Genomic DNA, 18,055 nt, shown 5'->3' with positions numbered 1-18,055 from the left:
TCGAATCGAATTAGCTCAATAGCATATTGATGCATGCTCTTGAGTCAAACAAATTAGCGCGAATAATTACTAGATTTGAGCCGACAATTTAATAAGGTGTGGCCTAAGCCTAAGTTGTCGGTATCTTTCTCCACATACATTCCGGCTTCTTGAACTAGCTTGATCATATCTTTGCTGTGATACATCCGGCTATTGCCATTGGCCATAGCGGTGAAATACAAAGAGGTGGCATTTACACAATATGCACCGGCCTCGAATGGCTGCCTATCCCAGAAGGACTCCAAGATATAGAGACGACTATCACTATTCATGACTTTAACCGCGCGATTGAGAATGCTGAGAATTTTCTGCTTATTGAAACAATCAAGAAACTGACTCATCCAAATAGTATCAGCACCTTGGTAGAACTCTTGGCTTTCGTCCAACAGGTTAATCTCATAACCATGAACTCTATCACCCACACCCTGCGCTTCGGCATTGACCTTGGCAACAGCTAGCTGGCCAGGTAAATCCATAATGGTCACATTAATATTTTTATCGAATTCGGCGCACATTAGTGCCCACTTACCGGTATTTCCGCCCACATCTAAAATATGTCTTGGAGAGAACTCCAATATTAAGGGTAATGTTTCAGGGAAGGCATGATCGGAGTAGTAATGATCAAATTCAAACCAACTTTTTTTCACGGCTTCGGGTAGATCCTTTAAGCCTGGGTAAATCGTTTTCCAATCACCAAAAACCTGTAGACCTTCAGGCTTGCCGTTTTTGATAGAGTCATCAAGCTTAAACAAGCCTTCATAACAAACATCGTGCACGAAATTAAGATTACACTGTGCCATGGGATCGTTAAGCAAAAAATAACCCGTTTTATCGAGTATATAGTTTTCATTATTTTGCCAAATCAGATGCATGCTCATGCCCATATCGACCAACACCTGCACACCATATGCACTGATGCTGCATTTTTCACAAAGTGCTGTCAGATTTATGCCGGCTTCACCAGCAGCATCGATATACTTTAGAATATCGAATTTAATTAAGCATCGAGCTGTTTGAAAGGCCACTGGCGCAAAAGCAATTTTTTGTGCCTCAAATTTGGCATTAAAGGCATGAATTTTTTTAGGCTTGTCATAGCTAATCATGATTTGGCTATAAAACTCGTCTTAGGGGTGAAATTCCTTTTGCCGCAAAATTTACCCGTTTTGCTAGCCAATATTTCTCGGGACAAAGCCTTATAGCACGGCTTGTAGCAGCAAAATTTGGTTCCTATCTTTTCTATACGCCGAGAGGTCGCGCGCGGTCTGGGGTGCGGACGCTCCAAGTGTTTTTATCCTCCCAACCGTGGCCAGCCCATCCTAGGTGGTCTATGACTCAGCCCTGTTCAGGACGAACGAACAATAGGGATGTGTTGATGCCACCAAACGCAAAATTATTGCTCATTACACAGTCGGTATCGATATTGCGCCCCTCTCGGGTCAGGTAATCCAAGGGAGCGCAGGCAGGGTCCGGGTTGTCGAGATTAGCGGTGGCGTGGAACCAACCCCTGTTCATCATCTCGACCGCGACCATGGCTTCCAGCGCCCCGCAGGCGCCGAGCGTGTGGCCGGTATAGCTTTTCAGCGCACTGACCGGGGTGTTACCACCGAACAGGCGGTAGGTCGCGTGGCTTTCGGCTACATCGCCGCGATCAGTGGCGGTGCCGTGTGCGCTGATATAGCCGACCCGGGTTGGAGGTAGGCCGGCATTCTCCAGCGCCAACTCCATGGCCCGATACATGGTTTCAGCTTCGGGCTGAGTGACATGACTGCCGTCGGAGTTGGTGGCAAAACCAACGATTTCTGCCCGAATGTTAGCACCCCGGGCCAAGGCGTGCTCACGTTCTTCGAGAATCAGTGAACAGGCACCCTCACCAATCACCAGTCCGTCGCGGTCGCGGTCGAAGGGACGCGGTGTCAGCTGCGGCTCAGCGTTGCGGGTACTGGTAGCGTAGAGTGTGTCGAACACAGCCGCCTCTGTGGCACAAAGCTCCTCGGCTCCACCGGCAATCATAAGTGCCTGGTGACCGTACTTGATCGCTTCATAGGCGTAGCCAATACCCTGGCTGCCGGAAGTGCAAGCGCTGGAGGTGGGGATAATCCGGCCCCTGAGGCCAAAGAAAACCCCAATATTCACCGCCGCCGTATGGCTCATCATTTTTAGATAAGAGTTGGCGTTGATGCCGGCGCTGGCGTGGTTGAGAAGCATATTGCCAAAATCGAGGACCGCGTCGGGGCTGCCGGTTGAAGAGCCGTAGCTGACACCCATGCGCCCATCCTTGATGCAGGGATCATCCAGCAATCCCGCAGCTTGTAAGGCCAACTCGCTCGCCCGGGTGCTCATCAGGGCAACCCGCCCCATGCTGCGCACCATCTTGCGCGGGTAATGTGCCGGCCGGTCGAAACCCGCTACCGGGGCGCCCAGACGGGTATTGAGTTCAGTGTATTTCTTCCAGTCATCCATAAAGCGAATACCGGTAGCGCCCATCCGCAAATTCTGTTCGATGGTGTGCCAGTCTGAGCCGATCGGTGACAGGCCCCCCATCCCGGTGATGACAACCCGTTTCATTAGCACATGCCTCCGTTGACGGAAATCACCTGGCGAGTAATGTAGGCGGCATCCGGCGACAGTAGAAAACGGACCAGGGCGGCGACTTCAGCGGGTTTCCCGGTACGCCGCGCGGGGATCATCGCCAGCGCCTCGGGGGATATTGCTGCAGCGCTCATGTCTGTTTCAATCAGACCGGGTGCCACACAATTCACAGTAATGTCACGTTTTGCTAGTTCGATAGCGAGGGATTTGCTGGCGCCGATAACACCCGCCTTAGCGGCGCTGTAGTTAGTCTGGCCGCGGTTGCCCATCAATCCGGACACCGAGGCAAGCGTGACGATGCGCCCTGATTGTCGGCGCCGCACCATGGGCATGACCAAGGGTTGTAGTACATTGTAAAACGCGTCGAGATTGGTGTGGATCACTGAGTCCCAATCGTCGCCGGTCAGTGCTGGAAAGGCCCCGTCGCGGACAATCCCGGCGTTGCACACCACGCCGTAATAGGCGCCGTGGACTTCAATATCGGCTTCCAGCACCTCGCGGCACTGCTCCCGGTCGGCCACATCAAACTGGAGGATACGGGTTGGGCCGGAGCGGTCGTCGAGTGCGTCGATTTCTCGCGCCACGGCTTCTGCCTCATCCCGTTGGCTGCGGTAGTGCAGCAACACCGGGTAGCCAGCGCGGGCCAGGTCGAGAGCGATAGCCCTGCCGATGCCGCGGCTTGAGCCGGTTACCAGAACAGTACCGCTCATCACAAGTTCTCCAGCATGAATTTCTCGACATTCTCCGGCATAAATACATTCAGATTGGCGGTAACGATTACATCCGGGCCGCTGATGGTGCATTCAAACACCTGCAAGCCGGTACTGTTATAGGTCACTGCATCTACGGCGATGTGCAGTGTCGCACCGATGGGGAAATAGCTGCAAGCGGGATCGTAGCGGCGGGTGCTGACCAGGAAGCCAATGCGCACCGGGTGGCCGTCGCGACGGGCGCAAACACCGGCATGGGCGGCGATGGCCTGCCCCATGTACTCAAGCCCCACCCAGGAGGGCACACCTTGTGGCTGAACGAAAAGGGAGTCGGCACCGATGTAGACGCAGGCAGTTAGGCCGTGCTCCCGGCACGAGTCGACTCGGTCAAGCAATATCATCGGATGATCGTGGGGGAGCAGGTCGCGGATCGGCAGAGCCTTGGGACAGGAATTTCTGTTGGGTGACGTATCTTCCATGATTATTCCCGGCTGAGGACTAGCGACAGATTGTTACCACCAAAGGCAAAGGAGTTGCTCATCACCATACGTGCCGGGGCGACACCATTACTGCGTGCAAGCCCGTTCAGTGCGGCTAGATCCGGGTCCACCTCGCCATCCCAGAGATGGGGAGGCAACCGATTGTCGTCGCGTTGCAGCAGTAGCCAGCACACTAGCGCTTCAATGGCACCCGCCGCCGCCAGCGTGTGGCCGGTCAGGGGCTTGGTGGAACCGCAGGGCACATCAGGTCCGAATACCCGGTTCACCGCCAGAGCTTCCATGGCGTCATTCTGGGGCGTGGCAGTACCGTGCAGGTTGACGTAATCGATCTGGGCCGGATCTGTTTGCGCCATGCTCAAGGCCTGGAGCATGGCTGCTGCCGCGCCCTTGCCTTCTGGATCCGGAGAGGAAATATGGTATGCATCGGAGCTTTCACCTACACCGGCAAGCCGAACTGGCCCGGGCTCCCGGCTCAGCACGAACACGGCAGAGGCCTCACCGATATTAATCCCGCAGCGATTGCGGCTGAACGGGTTGCAATGGCTCTCAGCGGTGACCAGCAGAGAGGAAAATCCAGCCACGGTCATATGACAAAGACTGTCCACTCCCGCAGCAACGACCGCGTCACAAACTCCGAGTCGGAGTAAGCGCGCCGCCGAAGCAAGAGCCTTGGCACCTGAAGTACAGGCCGACGACTGGGTCCAGCAGGGCCCGCTGACATCCAGGCAGCGGGCCAGGAACCGAGTCGGGGCAGACAATTCCTGGCTGGTGTAACGGTAACCCGGCACCAGTCGCGCGCCCGCACTGTCACAGGTCAGCGCCGCCTCGCCCTCAGCAATGCCAGAGGTGCTGGTACCCACCACTATACCAATACGGTGGCGCCCGTGGCGCGACTTAAGGCCCTCCACCACTCCATATAACGGGGACAGGGATGCTGCCAGCAGGCGGTTGTTGCGGGTATTTTCAGCCGCGATGACAGTTGAAGGCAAATGACCAGTCACCAGCCCAAGCGGCAATGTGCGTCCTGGTGACCAGGCATCCGAAAGTGTCAGAAAGTTCCCTTCCGACCCGGGAGTCAGCTGCTCGGAGGGAAAAAGATTGTCTTCGACGCTCGCCAGGTCAGCCCCCAGGGAGCAGATGGCCCCGGCGTGGTTGAGGAACACAGGTGTTACACTGCTCACAGATCAGCCCTAGACAAAGTTGTGAGCCGTACACTTAGGCTATGCCCATTAAAAAGCAGGGTGCGTTCAGCAAGATCATGTGCCGAGTACTGAAGCTTGACCAGTTGCCGCTGATGGTAGCTGAGGGTCCTGAGACCGGGGTCACTGGCGATGGTCCAACCCTCCTCTGAAAAGACCCACTGGTCCGGGTTCAAGTGATGAAGATACAGGCCAATCAGTAGCTGGCGCGACAATTCCGGAGGCCAGTCTGGTGGCGCCAGAACCTGCGGCTCGCCTTCGGTGTGAATTAGCGTAGCCATGCGACGCCCGATCGGATCAAAAACCACCACGGTCAAGGTGTCCTCCTGCACGGCAACCGCCGCAGTCAAGAGTAAATCCCGGCCAGGCACCGAAATCTCGACCTTTTCTTCCGCCTGCCAGCAGCAAGGCAGCTGGCTGGCCGCCGGCAGCGGCAGTTGTTCCAGCCGCGCCCCGTGCAGGCTGGCACAGGCGCCAAGGGCAAGCAATATGACCGCCAGAGTCGACCTCAGCAGCATGGCCCGACTTCGCCGAAGGACCTTGTCTCACCTGAAGGCGCTGCTCCATCACAGAGCTCTATCAGAGTCTTCAGTCGCCGCTGCGATTCCCGCACAAAGGGGTTATCCGTATCCCAGGCATACCCGGCCAGGATTGAGGAGATCATGGCCCGCACTTGAGTTTGCTGACCCTGTGAAAAAATTACCTTCTGAAAACTTCCGTCGTACCACGACCTGACGTAGGTCCTGAAGGTATCTACGCCCAGGCGCAGGGGCTGGGCGTATTCGCTCTCCCAGTCGATATTTTCCCCATCCAGGCTTCGGCTTGCCAGCGGTGCTGCCAGGCTTGCGGACTTCATCGCAATTGTTACGCCGGAGGAGAACACAGGATCGAGGAATTCCCCGGCATTGCCCAGCAGTGCGTAGCCTTTACCCCAGAGGGACTTTACGTTGCAGGCATAGCCGCCAATCTGGCTCACGGGAGTATCGAAACGGGCATCGACCAGCAGCTGCACTAGGTCGGGGCTGGCATCGACCGCCTCGCGCAGCAATTGTTCGGGAGCACCGACTTCGTTATCGAAAAAACCCTTGGGAGCCACAACACCGAGAGAGCAGCGACCGTTGTTGAAAGGTATCAGCCAATACCACACGTCATCGAGATTTGGATGTACCACGATCAGGATTTTATCACGATCGTGCCGGGAATCGCTGATGTTATCCTCGATATGAGTAAACAGCGACATTCGCAGGGGAAAATCCGATGGCAGCTCCAAATCCAGCAAGCGCGGCAATACACGACCAAAACCGGATGCGTCGAGAACAAACCCGGCACTCAATTGATGGCGTTGGCCCTCACTGTCGGCAAATGTCAGCAGGGGCCGATCCGACTCATCATAAGCGAAGGCCTCGATGCAGTGCCCAAAGCGGATATCGGCGCCCATTTTAGCTGCCTCCTCCGCCAGCAAATGGTCAAAGCTGGCGCGCTGTACCTGAAAGGTCGTCCCCATACCAACACTGAACTTGTCGCGGAAATCAAAGGCAGCCTTGAGACCGTCGCGCGCAAAGGCCGCACCGTTCTTGTACTGGAAACCGGCGTTGTTGACCGCGTCCAGCATTCCCGCTTCGGCGATAAACTCCATACATTGTGGCAACAGGCTTTCGCCGATGGAGAAACGCGGAAAGTGGGTTTTCTCCAACACCACAACTCGCCTGCCCTCCTTACGCAGCAGAGCCGCGGCGATGGTGCCCGAGGGACCGGCACCGATAATGGCCACATCGGTTGTTTCGATCACGATATCTTTCCTGTCATGATTTTAATCCCAAAGAGGCAGGCACAGTCCCGCCTCTGGCAAGCTGAAACATCAGCGGAGTGATTAACCAGGCTGCCAGCAGGCCAAAAAACACTACACTACCAAAATGGTGTAGCAGGGGCACGTCGCTCAATGCCAGCAAGCCAAAGGCGAGAATGGACGTTGCCGAGGCCAGAGTCGAGGCGAGCCATGTTTCACCGTTCAGACCGAGCTCCAGGTAGAAAACCGCGGCATCCACAGTCAGCCCCAAGACCAGCAGCAGAGCGAGAACATGGAACAGGGTAACGCCACCGGCTGCGGACAATGCCAGACTCACAAACATTGAAGCAAGCACGCTAACCAGTACCACGCTGCCCCGTCGGCCATAGAAAAATATGCACGCCAGGGAGAAAACCCCGAGGAACGCCGCCAACAACATCGTCACCTCGATCCGAAACGACTTCAGGGTTTCCGACAAGACTTGCACCTGATCGACATAGGTTACACCGGGCAATTCTGCCATGGATTCAAGCTTCCGTTGCGCAGGCAGCGCCCCCTGCCGCAGCAGGACAATACTGCGGTTCTCGGTTGTCAGGGCAGCGGGCAGGAACCGGGCGGCAACAGTGGCGGGAACGCCGGACGGTTCAAGTTCGTCGAGGACATCGCCAGGCAGTGATTGCCACTGGCTACAATCGGATTGCAGCATGACGCACATCACGGTCACCGCCCCGTCAGAACCGTAGAGCCTGGAGGCCACCAGGGCATGGTCGCCACGCTGGGCTGCTAGCGACGGCACCATCGCCGTAACCGCGACTGCCAACCGCGCTGTTGGGGCACGGTCGTCGTCAATAGCTGCCACTACCTTCTCGGTGCGCTCCAGAACCTGCTGCTGATCCTGCCCCGCCACAACCCAATAGCGCTGGGGATCGATCCCGCCCAGCAGGGTCTGCACCTTGCGCTCGGAGTCCAGTAGGGACTGACTTGACGAATTGAGATGACGGATATCATCGCTGCTACCCAGCCAATACAAATAGCCTGCGAGCAGAGCAAGCACTGCAGCCAGCGAGCAGCATAACTGCAGGCGCCGGGCGCCGAGGCGCAAATAAGCAGGCTCCACCCTTGTGGAAAAAAAAATCAGCCAGGGGGAGAGGCTCGCCGAAGGCAGCTCCCGAAAGCAGAGTGTCAGGACAAGCACTGCGCTGCATGCTCCCACCAGACCCGCCACCAGGAACACGGCCAGCTGCTGCAAGCCCGGAAACGGAGAGACTAGCTGGACCAGATACGCTGCAATGCTGGAACCCGCACTGATCAACAGCCCCTTGCGGATCAGGCGACCCGCCACCAGGGCATCGCCATGGACCCGGTACTTGATCAGGAAGTGAAAGCAGTAATCCACAGCCAGGCCCAACAGTGTTGTGCCAAATGCCAGAGTGACCAGATGCACACGGTCAAACACCAACAAGGAGATGGTCAGCGCCATCAACACACTGCTCAGCAGAGTGAAGGCAATGGCGGCGAGCGCGCGACGGGAGCGAAATACCGCTATCACCAGAAGGAGAATGCCCAATAGCGAACCACTGCCCACGGTAGATATTTCAGAGCGGGCAAGACGCGCGGCTTCAGTGGCATGAAAAATAACACCAGAAAACAACAAGTCGGCATCACCCATCTGTGTGCCTGATTGGGAGGGAAAATCATCCAGCACGGTGCTGAGTGCCTGTTGGCTGGCAAGATCGAAGGGACTGCCCCGGACCTGCCCGTCGATCAGGTACCAGATGCGCCCCTCCGCTCTCAGGGAGGGGATTTCCGTGCCCCGAAACCGCACAGCCTCGGGAAACACTTCTTGAAACCAGGCGCCACCCAGGTTGAAGGGATCATCGGCAAAGGGATAAAGGCGAAAGCCGCTAACAGGACTGTAGAGGCCGGTAACAACGCTAGCAGCGAGGTCTTGCGGATTCTGGGCAAGAAGGCGTTGTCGCGTCTCAACCGCAAGCAGCTGGTGGCGATAAGGTTTGAAGAAGTCTCGCAGTTCCCCCAGCAATGATTCGCTGGCGCCATTCATATCGACAAGGTCCTGCTGGGCCAGTTTCTCCTTCAGTGCGACGGCAAGAGCTGAACCCTGATGGGGATCGGGGTGACTGAGCATAACCACAAAGCGCTTCTCGAAATTTTTGGTGACGCCAGAGTAAACACTCTGGCCGCCTTCATCTCGCTCGGGAATCAGACCGAGAATATTGCTCTGGAAGACTTCTCCTCGAAGAATACGCTCGCCGCAGTATAACCCGCCAATCAGCAGCCCCAGCAGCCATAGGCCTACCAGGTAGCGGTGCATAACGGGCGCGGACATCGCCCCCATCAGTGGAACTTCTCACCAGATTCAGTTGTCTCGAAAACAATCTCCGTGCGATCACCGTTAGGTTCCAGCAACGTAATGGACTCGACCAGTTGAGTACCCGCAATGGCAATGGATCGTAGGTGCTCAGCCAGCTGTTTCCGCAACGGAGTCAGGCGCAACTCCCAGTGGTCACCCTCTCGGGCGGTCACTCCCTGCTCGTGTTCGACGCGAAAGTAGTCGTTGAGACGACTGAAGTCACCAGAGAAGACCCCGAGAAAAATCACGCCAACCAACTCCGACGCGGGCACAGGCTGCGGGTTGTTGCGGTCATCCACGACGACTACACCCTGGTCAGGACTGATACGGACAACACTTGCAACGGGCTCGAGGGTTCGCCAGACAATGCCCTCTCCCCGCTGATAAGTGAATGTTCCGGACGAGCGTAGCGGTATCGAGAGAACGCTGATATACCTGGTTTGCTCGAAGGTACCCTCCAACTGCCCGGTCTTCGCCAAGCGCTGCGCCAACCCGGAGATGAAGCCGGCGGGGGATTCGTCACCAAACACAACTGCGGGGACAGGCCCCACAACAAGTATGGTTAGCATGACAATCAGCCAGCCTCGGTTTCTCACCGATTATCCCCACTCTGACGGCGCCCACCCTGGCCGGATTCGATGCCGAGCTTCTCCAGTAACACCGGAGGCGAAGCAATCTGCATCTCTCCATTGTCGACCCTGACAGCCACCTGTACCGTGGAAGCTCTCGTGAGGCGCTTTTTACTGACGAAATCTCGAATCATGTAGTCGATACGCAAGCGGTTTTCCCACTCCACCAACGTGGCAGTAACGGAGATCTTCTGCTGGAAGCGAGCCGGACCTACATAACGCAGCCGCATATCAATGACTGGCCAGAAAAACCCTGAGGCAGACATATCGACATAGTTGTATTCAATTGTATCGAGCAAAGCGCAGCGCGCTATTTCGAGGTATTTTGCGTAGTGCCCATGCCAGGCAACATGCGCCGAATCCACGTCGTGAAAAGGTATCTCGATGGTGACATCGACGCTGGGTAACGGGGCTCCTGTCATTATGCGACCTCCAGGTATTGGTTAGAAACAGAATCGCAAATCATGAGGACGCTTGCCGGCTGGAGTGCTTGTGCGCCGTGCACAAAGGCGCCCAGAATGGATAAAAGTTATACCACTGCCAGGGCGCTTGCAGACAATAGTACTGCAGACGCTGCACATAGCCCTGCATCAGGGATTCTATATGGTGCTGACGATCTCGACGACCGACAACGTCACCCTGCCAGAGGTATTCGAAATAAAGATGATAGCGGCCCTCTTTTCTTATGCAGTGAATGGTCAGTACAGGGGCCTGGAGGGCGGCAGCCAACACGAAAGGGCCAACGGGAAACGGCGCAGGATAGCCGAGGAAATCCACGGCAACCGAGCGTTCGGCATTGTTGATAGCGACCCGGTCAGCTGCAATGGCAATGAATTGACCGTCGCTTATCTTCTCGCTCAACTGTATCGCCACACTAATGTCGAGCTCACTGATTTGCAGTAGCTCCACCGATGATGCCCGGTTGTATTCACTGAGAATCCGGTTGAACTTCACCGCATTATGGGTGTGGTGCAGCACCGTCAGACGCAGGTTCCGTCGGGTTTCCGACAGCGCTTGGCAGATTTCAAAATTACCCAGATGGGAGATCAGGATCAAGGCCCCCTGCCCAGTAGCCAGAAGCTCATCGGCAACCTCGGCACCGTGCAGGACCACGTCCTGGCGTGTAATACGCCCCATCCACACTCCCAGCTTATCCAGCAGCGAGTCGGCGAAATGCCAAAAATGATAGAAGCTATGCAAGGGTCGCGGCTTGGGGAAAGCGTTGTTGACGGTGTGCATTCGGTGCAGGTAGTCCTGCGACGCCCTGTAGCTGCTACGTTGGAAAAGGGCGTAAAAGCAGACCACGGGCAGCAGGCAGAGGCGAAACAACCAACGCCCACCATACCGATAGGCGCCAAGCAGAAACCGCATTCCCAGCAGCGAACCGGCTTCCCTTGTATGCGCCCAATGCGAGTTAGCTGCCATGATTTATCCTGAGTTCTAGCGGCAAGGGCGCGCACTCCCTCGAATAGTTGGAAACTTGCGAGCCAGCAGGCGCGGTAGCAACATCAGCATGGCAAAGAACAGGCGTGCATGCATCATCGAGATCAGACTATTGTCTCGCCATAGCCTGAAATGAGAAACCCCACCCTCGGGGTAGACAACGCGTGTCTGCAATTGCTGCAGGGGGAGCCCCGCCCAGTACCAGCGCACAATGAATTCGCCGTCAAAATCCATACGGCCGCCGATGCGGCTCGCTTCAATCAGTGCACAGCTGGACGCCAGGGGATACACACGATAACCACACATCGAATCCCTGATGGTGGTAGAGAGCGTATTGATGCATACCCACACATGGGTGATATAGCGGGCATAGTAACGGTGCTTGGGTACAGATTCGTCAAACACCGGATATCCGGCCACCAATGCCTCGGGAAAAGCCTGCGCAGTTCGCAGGAAACGCTGTGCATCGTCAATATCGTGCTGACCGTCTGCATCGATTTGCAAAGCATGGGTGAAATCCAGTGCGTGCGCGGCTCGCAAGCCATCCTTGACAGCCGCGCCTTTGCCACCATTGTAGTCCCGGCTAACCAGATGAACGCTCTCGAAATCGCTGACTATCGTTTCGATCACTTCGCGGCACTGGCGATGGCTACCGTCGTTTACCAACACGATCGGCAGGCCAAACCCACGGACCTTCTCCACAGTGCTTCGCAACACCTGCCAATGATTATAAACCGGGATCAACACGCAAGGACTGAAATTTTCAGTCGCCCAGTCAGTCATCACTTCCCCCCGTCAACCGGATGCGATTCTTCAGCCAGAGCGCCAAACAGGATACGACCACTGGAATACTGTACCCGTGGAGAGTACAAGCGGAAAAGCAATTTCTCGCTGCCATCCTGGCGCTGCAAATGCAAAGTTGCGATATCGCCTGGTTGCAAGATATGCTGAAATTTGATGTTTTCCAGGCGCAGGAAGTGACGTAACGCAGGATAGATTTCTCCAGCGTAATGGAAGACCCAGTGAATCTGCACCACACCAGGCACCACCGGGTTGCCGGGAAAATGACCGGAAAAGAAATACAGATTTTCGGGGATTCGCAAAGTTAGCTCTCGCTCATCTCCGCTGGCTTGCGTGGCGAGAACATCGGGTAGCGTGGGTTGGTGCTCTTGATGGAAAAGACTCACGAGAGCATCATTGACAGTCTTTCCCTGGCTATTGATTGGCATGGTCGTGACATAGCGCCAGTAGCGCGGCAACGCGACCCGCTCCGGAAGGCTCCCAATGGACTCCAGCAGCATGGCGTTGACAGCGCTTTTGCCCTGATCGATCAATATTGCATTACCCTGCGCCGAAAGCACTACCACGGCTCCCAAGCGAGACTTGCGCTGGGGCAGTACAACCACTTTCGCGCTGGAGACCAGGGGATGCTCCTGCAGGGCGCTTTCCAGACCGCTTAGGGAAACACGCTTGCCTCCTACCTTGACGATGCGGTCCACTCGGCCCCGCAAGGCGAACTCTTGCGGGCTGTGAACATCGCCGGTATCAGCCACGGTCAGCCAGGATTGGGGCTCGCTGCTGAGAGCGGGAGAGTGAATGGACAATTGGCTTCCTCGATCTGCGGTCCTCACCTGTACAGCGGGCAGACAACGCCAGAGGCGCACGGCCGGCTGCTCGCGCCATGCGACGGCGCCGGTTTCAGTGCTACCATAAATTTCTGTCACGGGCTTGGCGAAGCAATCCAGGCAGGTCTGCGCCGTAATAGCGGACAGCGCTGCACCGGCGGAGAAAATACGTGACGTTTTCTCCTGCAGCAATGACCAATCGAGGCCCGCAGGCAGGTTGTCCAGCTGAACCGGGCTGGTCACCAGGGTAAGACGATGGTGTCGTGCGCGCACTTCAAGGGACTCCAGATAGGGCAATCCCTCGCTGGAAAAGGCTGAACCGCGCGCGAGCGGCCAAAGCAGCGCAAACGGCAGGCCATACATGTGATGGTGCGAGACCGTACTGACGAATACCGAACCATCCACAGATTCGCCCCACAGCTCCTCCAGCATGGCAATTTCCGCATCCAGCTGGCGCAGAGACTTGGCCACCAGGGTGGGAGTACCACTTGATCCGGAAGTGAATAGCAGCAGTGCGGGGGACTCCCCATTCGCTATCTTCAGCGCCTTTTGCGGCACGTCCACCCCCAGCGAGAAACCTCGCTCGTGTGAACGGTCACCTAACTGCTGGTGCAGACGCGGCAGGAGCTCTGCTGTGTCGCGAAAGCCACTGGCAGAAACTACCGCTGCTTTGCCCAGGCTCCAGACTGCACACAGGCAAGCCATGAATGTCTGCGGCACAGGCTGATGGATTGCAACACCTGAGCCAGCCATGGACTGCAACTGCTGCCGCCACGTCGCCACTTCCTGCCTGAAACCTGCCCAGCTGAGAGCGCCCTCGACGCCCCAGGCCACGGCGTGCTCCTCACTGCGGAGACTGCGGCCATGACTAACATCGTTGAGCAATTCAGGCGCGTTCATGGTTGCGCTCAATGCCGCTGATCCTTGACCGCACGCGTTTGCGCACCAGCAGCTCTCCCGCCAAAAGCGTGCCCATCAGTACATAGGCGAGAAATCCGTTGTACAGCAGCCACCACTCACGCCCGAATCCTTGCGTGACAAGGGCAACAGTAACCATTGCGATGAAACCGTTGAACAAAAAAAACAGGCACCAGAGCTGCGTAACCTTGCGGGTATAGCTGATAGCAGCCTCGGGCAAATCAGGTTCCTTGATACGGGCCAAGGTTTCAACAATAGTCGGCGGTTGCAACAAGCTGGCGCCAAACAGACTTAGCAGCACCGCATTAACCAGCACCGGGTAGAGGAGTATGCCCAACTCGGAGCCTGTGAGCAGGGTATAGCCAGCGGCGGCGATGACCGCAACGCCGGCTAGAACCTGGATTCTGCGGGAAAACCCTGCACGCACCAAGCGACTGCTCGCCGCCACAATTAACAACAATGCCAACCAGCGAGGATCAAAATAACGCAACCCCAGGTAGACCAGCAACGGATACAGCGCAAACAGAAGGCCGTATCCCATATTGCGCCATGGGACTTTATTCATTCTCCAGGAGGTCTTCGACGGCGCTGACAATATCCCTTACGGTGCGAACGTTCTTGAAATCTTCAGGGGCCACTTTTTTGCCTGTGTAGCTCTTGAGTTCCACGATCAAGTCCACCGCATCAATGCTGTCGATGTCGAGATCGTCGTACAGTCGCGAATCTTCACACATGATTTGGGGGTCGAGCTCAAACATATCGCTCATCAAGCCGACCACATGGCTGTAGATTTCCTCTCGGGATTTCACTCTGACTCCCTCCCGTCCATCCGATGATTGTGCACCAGTGCGGCCAGGTCGGTAATGCTGGCAAAATGACGCTTCACATCGTCGGCTTCAGGATTGAGCTTTATGCCGTAGCGCTTTTGCAGGGCAACACCGATCTCAAGGGCATCAATTGAATCAAGCCCTAACCCCTCGTTAAAGAGGGCGTCTGAATCATTGATATCCTCGACGGTAAGGTCTTCCAGATCAAGGGCTTGGATAATCAATGCTTTGAGCTCGGTGTGCAGTGCTTCAGTGGGCATATGCGGTGGTTTCCTCCGTGAAAAAGTGCTCTAGAAAACGAGTCAGCTGCCTAGCCCCCTGAGCTGCGGGATAGTCCAGGAAAGGTGCAATCGCGATGTCATCACCGATCGAGAACGACATGATAAACGACTGATCGGGGATGTGATACCACTTGTGTTGTTTACTCAAGGTCGGGGGATGACAACGGATCACCACCGGCGTGATGTCCACTTGGCAACGTATCGCCACGTTGGCAGCACCGCGCTGAAACGCCAGAGGCGAGCCGGGGCGAGTACGGGTTCCCTCTGGAAAAACCAACAGGGCACCGCCACTCTTGAGCGAAGCGTCAGCAGAGTCAATTAGCTTGCCGCCCTGATCATTGGTGATATAGCCAGCCTGGGAAATTAAGCCCCGCATCGCCGGATTTGCCAGCAAACGGCCTTTAACGATGCAATTGGCATCGGGGACGAAGGCAACCAGAAAAACCACATCAATCAGTGTCGGATGATTGGCCAGCACCAACAGTCCATCCCGGTCGAGCTTTTCCAATCCGTCCGTGGTCCAGGTAAGAATCCCCAGAAACCGCAACATATAGATGTAGATCTTGAATAGCCAATGCACGATACGGCGCGCCCGCAGGCGGCGCCGCTCCTCATCTCCACGGATAAGGTACAGTACGGGGGTGGATATCAGTGGCACAATGACACCGCCAATGCCAAAGAGACTAAAGGCCAGAGCAGTAGCAAACAAACGCCACAGGTAATTGACACGCTGAATCAATCTCATCCAGATCCCGCTGGGCGACGCGATTTGCGTACAGTCCAGTGACTGCCGTTATGACGGGTGGGGAAGAATTCGCAAGCGGAGGACAAAAACTCAACGAAATCCAATGGTGCCGTCCGTGCCGGGCCATCTGCTTCCGAAACTGCATTAACATCGAGCCACAGCTCCTCGCCAAGCCCCTGATCGCGGGTAATCCTAAAGCAGGCGACATAAGGCGCAGGCACCTGCTTAAGCGGATCTCGATAAACTTCCGGCAGTGGCACATCACAGAGTACACACAATATTGCCGGGCAGGTGTCAGACAGCAACCCTGCCGCCTCCAGCAACACGGGTATCAGGGGCTCATCCCCAGCAGCGATGCTACTGATATTGGAGCTGATCTGTTGGTGAATGGAAATCACACCGGTGATGGCATTGTGTACCGCGAGACTGAAATTCATCGGCGAAATGGGCTCACCGCGGGCCTGTTCCATGAGTATGGCAAGGGTGCGCTCTATGTCTCCATGGCGCGAGCCATAAACAACAGCCGGATTGTCTCCCTCCTGTAGGTGGCGTAGCATCTCGCTGACACAGGCACGGCCCATGACGTTTAGCCTGCGCCGCAGCAGGGGTGGAACGATTGAAACATCGGGCGTTTGTGAGACAAGGATGGGCTTTACCTTGGCAGTATTGACACTCGGGGAGATATCAGCTGCACCTGTTGTCCATCCAGACCAGCTGGAAACTGCAAAATGGATCGCCATCCGGGAGAGCCCTTATTATTGTCGATAACAGATCCGTTAGGCTCAAGCCGCAGGCCTGTTGACACGTGAGCTGGCTCACTTGTTACAGAAAACCGCCAGATTGTAGCAGATCAAATCGGCACCGCAAACATTAGCGCTACGGTATTCAAGTGGATTCTGATTCTGGAAAACACGTGGGCCATACGCTATAATCGCCACGTCTCGAGAATGCAGGCATGGCACCCTCAAGCAGAACAAGACCCTGCGGCGCCTTCAGTAAAATCACATAAGGAACCTGCTCCGTGCCCACTTACGCCAAATCTGCTTCCGTCATTTCTAGGGCCGCCTTTGCCCTTGTCGCTTCTTTTCTTCTCGCTCTGAGCTTCAATGCGCAGGCGCGCGACACCAAGCACCATTTCTCCATCGCCGAAGCGCTTGCGAGTCCGGCCTACGAGGGAAAATTGAACTCAGATATCAAGCTGTACTTCGGCGATCAATCCCACCCCACTCCCACCGCCGAACACGGCGAATTTGTCACCAACAAGAAAACCAATGCGTTTGGCAAAGCGGATATAACAGCCTGTCAATGGGTATTGCTGTCAGCCTTGATAACCTTGCAGGAGCGCGCAGCAGCGGAAGGTGGTAATTCCGTAGTCAATATCCGCAGCTACTATAAGAAGAATGAATTCTCCAGTGCCACCGAATATGAGTGTCATGCTGGCGCTGTAATCGCCGGGGTAGCGCTAATCGGTGATGTAGTTACCCTCCCAAATTAGTTCCCAGGCTAACACCATCCATGGCGCGGCGGTGGCAGTAGCGGTTGCCACTGATCTCGAGAGCGTCCCCTTTGCACGGTTTTCCGACTGGTGTAAAACCCTGTCCGACACGGCACAGAACCGCGCGGCGGCTTTCCGTTCAGTACGGCGCTACCGCCATTTTGTCGCGGGGCGGATTCTGCTGGCGCAGTTGCTGGCCGCAGAGCTGAACTACCCTCCGCAGACAGTTGCTGCGCAGCTCAGCGAAGACCCTGATGGCCGACCATGCCTGAGCGGGGTCAATATCCATTGCAGTATTTCCCACAGCGGCTCGGCAGTGATGGCCGGATTCAGCCAGATCGGCCCCATCGGAGTGGATATTGAACAACATCGCCTCCGGGATTTTCAGCGGCTCGTGGCAGAGTACTTCCACCCTGACGAATATCGCGCTTTTGCCCTGGTAGAACCGGATCAACAGCCTGACTGGTTCTACGGTTTGTGGACACGCAAAGAAGCAGAAGCGAAGGCTAGAGGAGAAGGTTTGACTCGACAAAGGCTGAGTTCGCTTTCGTGCTACTCTACGCATTTATACACTGTAGAAACCTTTAGTGTTCTTGATTACACCGCATGCATACTACACTGCCACCCATTGGCTGCCTCCCGATTTCAAGCCTGTTACCGGGTACAGACTGGGGAGATGCGCATACTTTCGAGTGAATGAGAAAGCAGTAGTCAGGTATCTTGACGTAGAACGCTTTCATCCAAGAATACAGGATAGCTGGAAACGGCTTAGGTCGGGCGTATCAACATCCAAGGACCGCCGATCACGGCGTTCCGCTTCCTAAATTTTTGGCTCTTCCCCAATCATGGTGGGTAATCATTGACGGATTCCGGCCGGATACAGCTGAAGGCCGCCAAG

General features: G+C 55.9%; 20 protein-coding genes. 2 read left to right on the top strand and 18 right to left on the bottom strand.

Annotation, left to right across the window (positions count from 1 at the left end):
• Nucleotides 1–53 precede the first annotated feature (53 nt).
• The 18 genes from Q6D67_RS05395 to Q6D67_RS05310 form a co-directional block, all read right to left on the bottom strand.
• A complete protein-coding gene (locus Q6D67_RS05395; protein WP_304704566.1) occupies nt 54–1,142 on the bottom strand; it encodes a class I SAM-dependent methyltransferase in 1,089 nt (362 codons plus the stop codon).
• Between the two features lie 229 nt (nt 1,143–1,371).
• A complete protein-coding gene (locus Q6D67_RS05390; RefSeq protein ID WP_304704565.1) occupies nt 1,372–2,604 on the bottom strand; it encodes a beta-ketoacyl-ACP synthase in 1,233 nt (410 codons plus the stop codon).
• Nucleotides 2,604–3,338 (bottom strand): 3-ketoacyl-ACP reductase FabG2, encoded by a 735-nt coding sequence (locus tag Q6D67_RS05385; protein ID WP_304704564.1) that lies wholly within the window; start codon nt 3,336–3,338, stop codon nt 2,604–2,606. The genes Q6D67_RS05390 and Q6D67_RS05385 overlap by 1 nt, the downstream gene beginning before the upstream one ends.
• Nucleotides 3,338–3,817: a hypothetical protein gene (locus Q6D67_RS05380; protein WP_304704563.1), complete on the bottom strand. Its 480-nt coding sequence runs from the start codon at nt 3,815–3,817 to the stop codon at nt 3,338–3,340. Before Q6D67_RS05380 ends, Q6D67_RS05385 begins: the two co-directional genes overlap by 1 nt.
• A 2-nt stretch (nt 3,818–3,819) precedes the next feature.
• Nucleotides 3,820–5,019: a beta-ketoacyl-ACP synthase gene (locus Q6D67_RS05375; protein WP_304704562.1), complete on the bottom strand. Its 1,200-nt coding sequence runs from the start codon at nt 5,017–5,019 to the stop codon at nt 3,820–3,822.
• On the bottom strand, nt 5,016–5,525 hold the full coding sequence (locus Q6D67_RS05370) for a DUF3261 domain-containing protein (RefSeq protein WP_304704561.1): 510 nt from the start codon (nt 5,523–5,525) through the stop codon (nt 5,016–5,018). Before Q6D67_RS05370 ends, Q6D67_RS05375 begins: the two co-directional genes overlap by 4 nt.
• Before the next feature lie 20 nt (nt 5,526–5,545).
• Nucleotides 5,546–6,826 (bottom strand): NAD(P)/FAD-dependent oxidoreductase, encoded by a 1,281-nt coding sequence (locus tag Q6D67_RS05365; RefSeq protein WP_304704560.1) that lies wholly within the window; start codon nt 6,824–6,826, stop codon nt 5,546–5,548.
• Nucleotides 6,827–6,839: 13 nt separating this feature from the next.
• A complete protein-coding gene (locus Q6D67_RS05360; RefSeq protein ID WP_304704559.1) occupies nt 6,840–9,170 on the bottom strand; it encodes an MMPL family transporter in 2,331 nt (776 codons plus the stop codon).
• A gap of 8 nt (nt 9,171–9,178) precedes the next feature.
• Complete coding sequence (locus Q6D67_RS05355) at nt 9,179–9,763, bottom strand: outer membrane lipoprotein carrier protein LolA (RefSeq protein ID WP_304704558.1); 585 nt, start codon at nt 9,761–9,763, stop codon at nt 9,179–9,181.
• A 23-nt stretch (nt 9,764–9,786) separates the two neighbouring features.
• On the bottom strand, nt 9,787–10,245 hold the full coding sequence (locus Q6D67_RS05350) for a thioesterase family protein (RefSeq protein ID WP_304704557.1): 459 nt from the start codon (nt 10,243–10,245) through the stop codon (nt 9,787–9,789).
• Nucleotides 10,246–10,285: 40 nt separating this feature from the next.
• Nucleotides 10,286–11,248, bottom strand: a complete 963-nt coding sequence (locus tag Q6D67_RS05345; RefSeq protein ID WP_304704556.1) for a hypothetical protein — start codon at nt 11,246–11,248, stop codon at nt 10,286–10,288.
• Between the two features lie 15 nt (nt 11,249–11,263).
• Entirely contained in the window at nt 11,264–12,049 is a 786-nt protein-coding gene (locus Q6D67_RS05340; RefSeq protein ID WP_304704555.1) for a glycosyltransferase family 2 protein, read from the bottom strand.
• Nucleotides 12,049–13,791, bottom strand: coding sequence for an AMP-binding protein (locus Q6D67_RS05335; protein ID WP_304704554.1), 1,743 nt, complete (start codon nt 13,789–13,791; stop codon nt 12,049–12,051). Before Q6D67_RS05335 ends, Q6D67_RS05340 begins: the two co-directional genes overlap by 1 nt.
• On the bottom strand, nt 13,778–14,374 hold the full coding sequence (locus Q6D67_RS05330; RefSeq protein ID WP_304704553.1) for a hypothetical protein: 597 nt from the start codon (nt 14,372–14,374) through the stop codon (nt 13,778–13,780). Before Q6D67_RS05330 ends, Q6D67_RS05335 begins: the two co-directional genes overlap by 14 nt.
• Nucleotides 14,367–14,618, bottom strand: coding sequence for an acyl carrier protein (locus tag Q6D67_RS05325; protein WP_304704552.1), 252 nt, complete (start codon nt 14,616–14,618; stop codon nt 14,367–14,369). The genes Q6D67_RS05330 and Q6D67_RS05325 overlap by 8 nt, the downstream gene beginning before the upstream one ends.
• Nucleotides 14,615–14,896 carry a phosphopantetheine-binding protein gene (locus Q6D67_RS05320; protein ID WP_304704551.1) on the bottom strand — a complete coding sequence of 94 codons (282 nt, stop codon included), beginning with the start codon at nt 14,894–14,896 and terminating at the stop codon, nt 14,615–14,617. Before Q6D67_RS05320 ends, Q6D67_RS05325 begins: the two co-directional genes overlap by 4 nt.
• The gene (locus tag Q6D67_RS05315; protein ID WP_304704550.1) at nt 14,886–15,662 is read right to left on the bottom strand and encodes a 1-acyl-sn-glycerol-3-phosphate acyltransferase; all 777 of its coding nucleotides are present in this window, start codon (nt 15,660–15,662) and stop codon (nt 14,886–14,888) included. Before Q6D67_RS05315 ends, Q6D67_RS05320 begins: the two co-directional genes overlap by 11 nt.
• Nucleotides 15,659–16,402 carry a beta-ketoacyl synthase chain length factor gene (locus tag Q6D67_RS05310; protein WP_304704549.1) on the bottom strand — a complete coding sequence of 248 codons (744 nt, stop codon included), beginning with the start codon at nt 16,400–16,402 and terminating at the stop codon, nt 15,659–15,661. The genes Q6D67_RS05315 and Q6D67_RS05310 overlap by 4 nt, the downstream gene beginning before the upstream one ends.
• A gap of 281 nt (nt 16,403–16,683) precedes the next feature.
• On the opposite strand from Q6D67_RS05310, the gene Q6D67_RS05305 reads away from it, so the two are divergent.
• Nucleotides 16,684–17,157 carry an excinuclease ATPase subunit gene (locus Q6D67_RS05305; protein WP_304704548.1) on the top strand — a complete coding sequence of 158 codons (474 nt, stop codon included), beginning with the start codon at nt 16,684–16,686 and terminating at the stop codon, nt 17,155–17,157.
• 31 nt (nt 17,158–17,188) lie between these two features.
• A complete protein-coding gene (locus Q6D67_RS05300; protein ID WP_304704547.1) occupies nt 17,189–17,857 on the top strand; it encodes a 4'-phosphopantetheinyl transferase superfamily protein in 669 nt (222 codons plus the stop codon).
• Nucleotides 17,858–18,055: the final 198 nt, after the last annotated feature.

This window comes from Haliea sp. E1-2-M8 (assembly GCF_030649675.1).
GTDB lineage: Bacteria > Pseudomonadota > Gammaproteobacteria > Pseudomonadales > Halieaceae > Haliea.
This window is presented reverse-complemented; position numbering and strand designations above follow the sequence as displayed.

Bases quoted from the DNA above. Each gene is read 5' to 3' on its own strand.
- Q6D67_RS05330 (WP_304704553.1), bottom strand. From the start codon at position 14,374: ATGAATAAAGTCCCATGGCGCAATATGGGATACGGCCTTCTGTTTGCG.
- Q6D67_RS05345 (WP_304704556.1), bottom strand. From the start codon at position 11,248: ATGGCAGCTAACTCGCATTGGGCGCATACAAGGGAAGCCGGTTCGCTG.
- Q6D67_RS05320 (WP_304704551.1), bottom strand. From the start codon at position 14,896: ATGCCCACTGAAGCACTGCACACCGAGCTCAAAGCATTGATTATCCAA.
- Q6D67_RS05355 (WP_304704558.1), bottom strand. From the start codon at position 9,763: ATGCTAACCATACTTGTTGTGGGGCCTGTCCCCGCAGTTGTGTTTGGT.
- Q6D67_RS05335 (WP_304704554.1), bottom strand. From the start codon at position 13,791: ATGAACGCGCCTGAATTGCTCAACGATGTTAGTCATGGCCGCAGTCTC.
- Q6D67_RS05340 (WP_304704555.1), bottom strand. From the start codon at position 12,049: ATGACTGACTGGGCGACTGAAAATTTCAGTCCTTGCGTGTTGATCCCG.
- Q6D67_RS05395 (WP_304704566.1), bottom strand. From the start codon at position 1,142: ATGATTAGCTATGACAAGCCTAAAAAAATTCATGCCTTTAATGCCAAA.
- Q6D67_RS05385 (WP_304704564.1), bottom strand. From the start codon at position 3,338: ATGAGCGGTACTGTTCTGGTAACCGGCTCAAGCCGCGGCATCGGCAGG.
- Q6D67_RS05310 (WP_304704549.1), bottom strand. From the start codon at position 16,402: ATGGCGATCCATTTTGCAGTTTCCAGCTGGTCTGGATGGACAACAGGT.
- Q6D67_RS05350 (WP_304704557.1), bottom strand. From the start codon at position 10,245: ATGACAGGAGCCCCGTTACCCAGCGTCGATGTCACCATCGAGATACCT.
- Q6D67_RS05380 (WP_304704563.1), bottom strand. From the start codon at position 3,817: ATGGAAGATACGTCACCCAACAGAAATTCCTGTCCCAAGGCTCTGCCG.
- Q6D67_RS05315 (WP_304704550.1), bottom strand. From the start codon at position 15,662: ATGAGATTGATTCAGCGTGTCAATTACCTGTGGCGTTTGTTTGCTACT.
- Q6D67_RS05390 (WP_304704565.1), bottom strand. From the start codon at position 2,604: ATGAAACGGGTTGTCATCACCGGGATGGGGGGCCTGTCACCGATCGGC.
- Q6D67_RS05360 (WP_304704559.1), bottom strand. From the start codon at position 9,170: ATGTCCGCGCCCGTTATGCACCGCTACCTGGTAGGCCTATGGCTGCTG.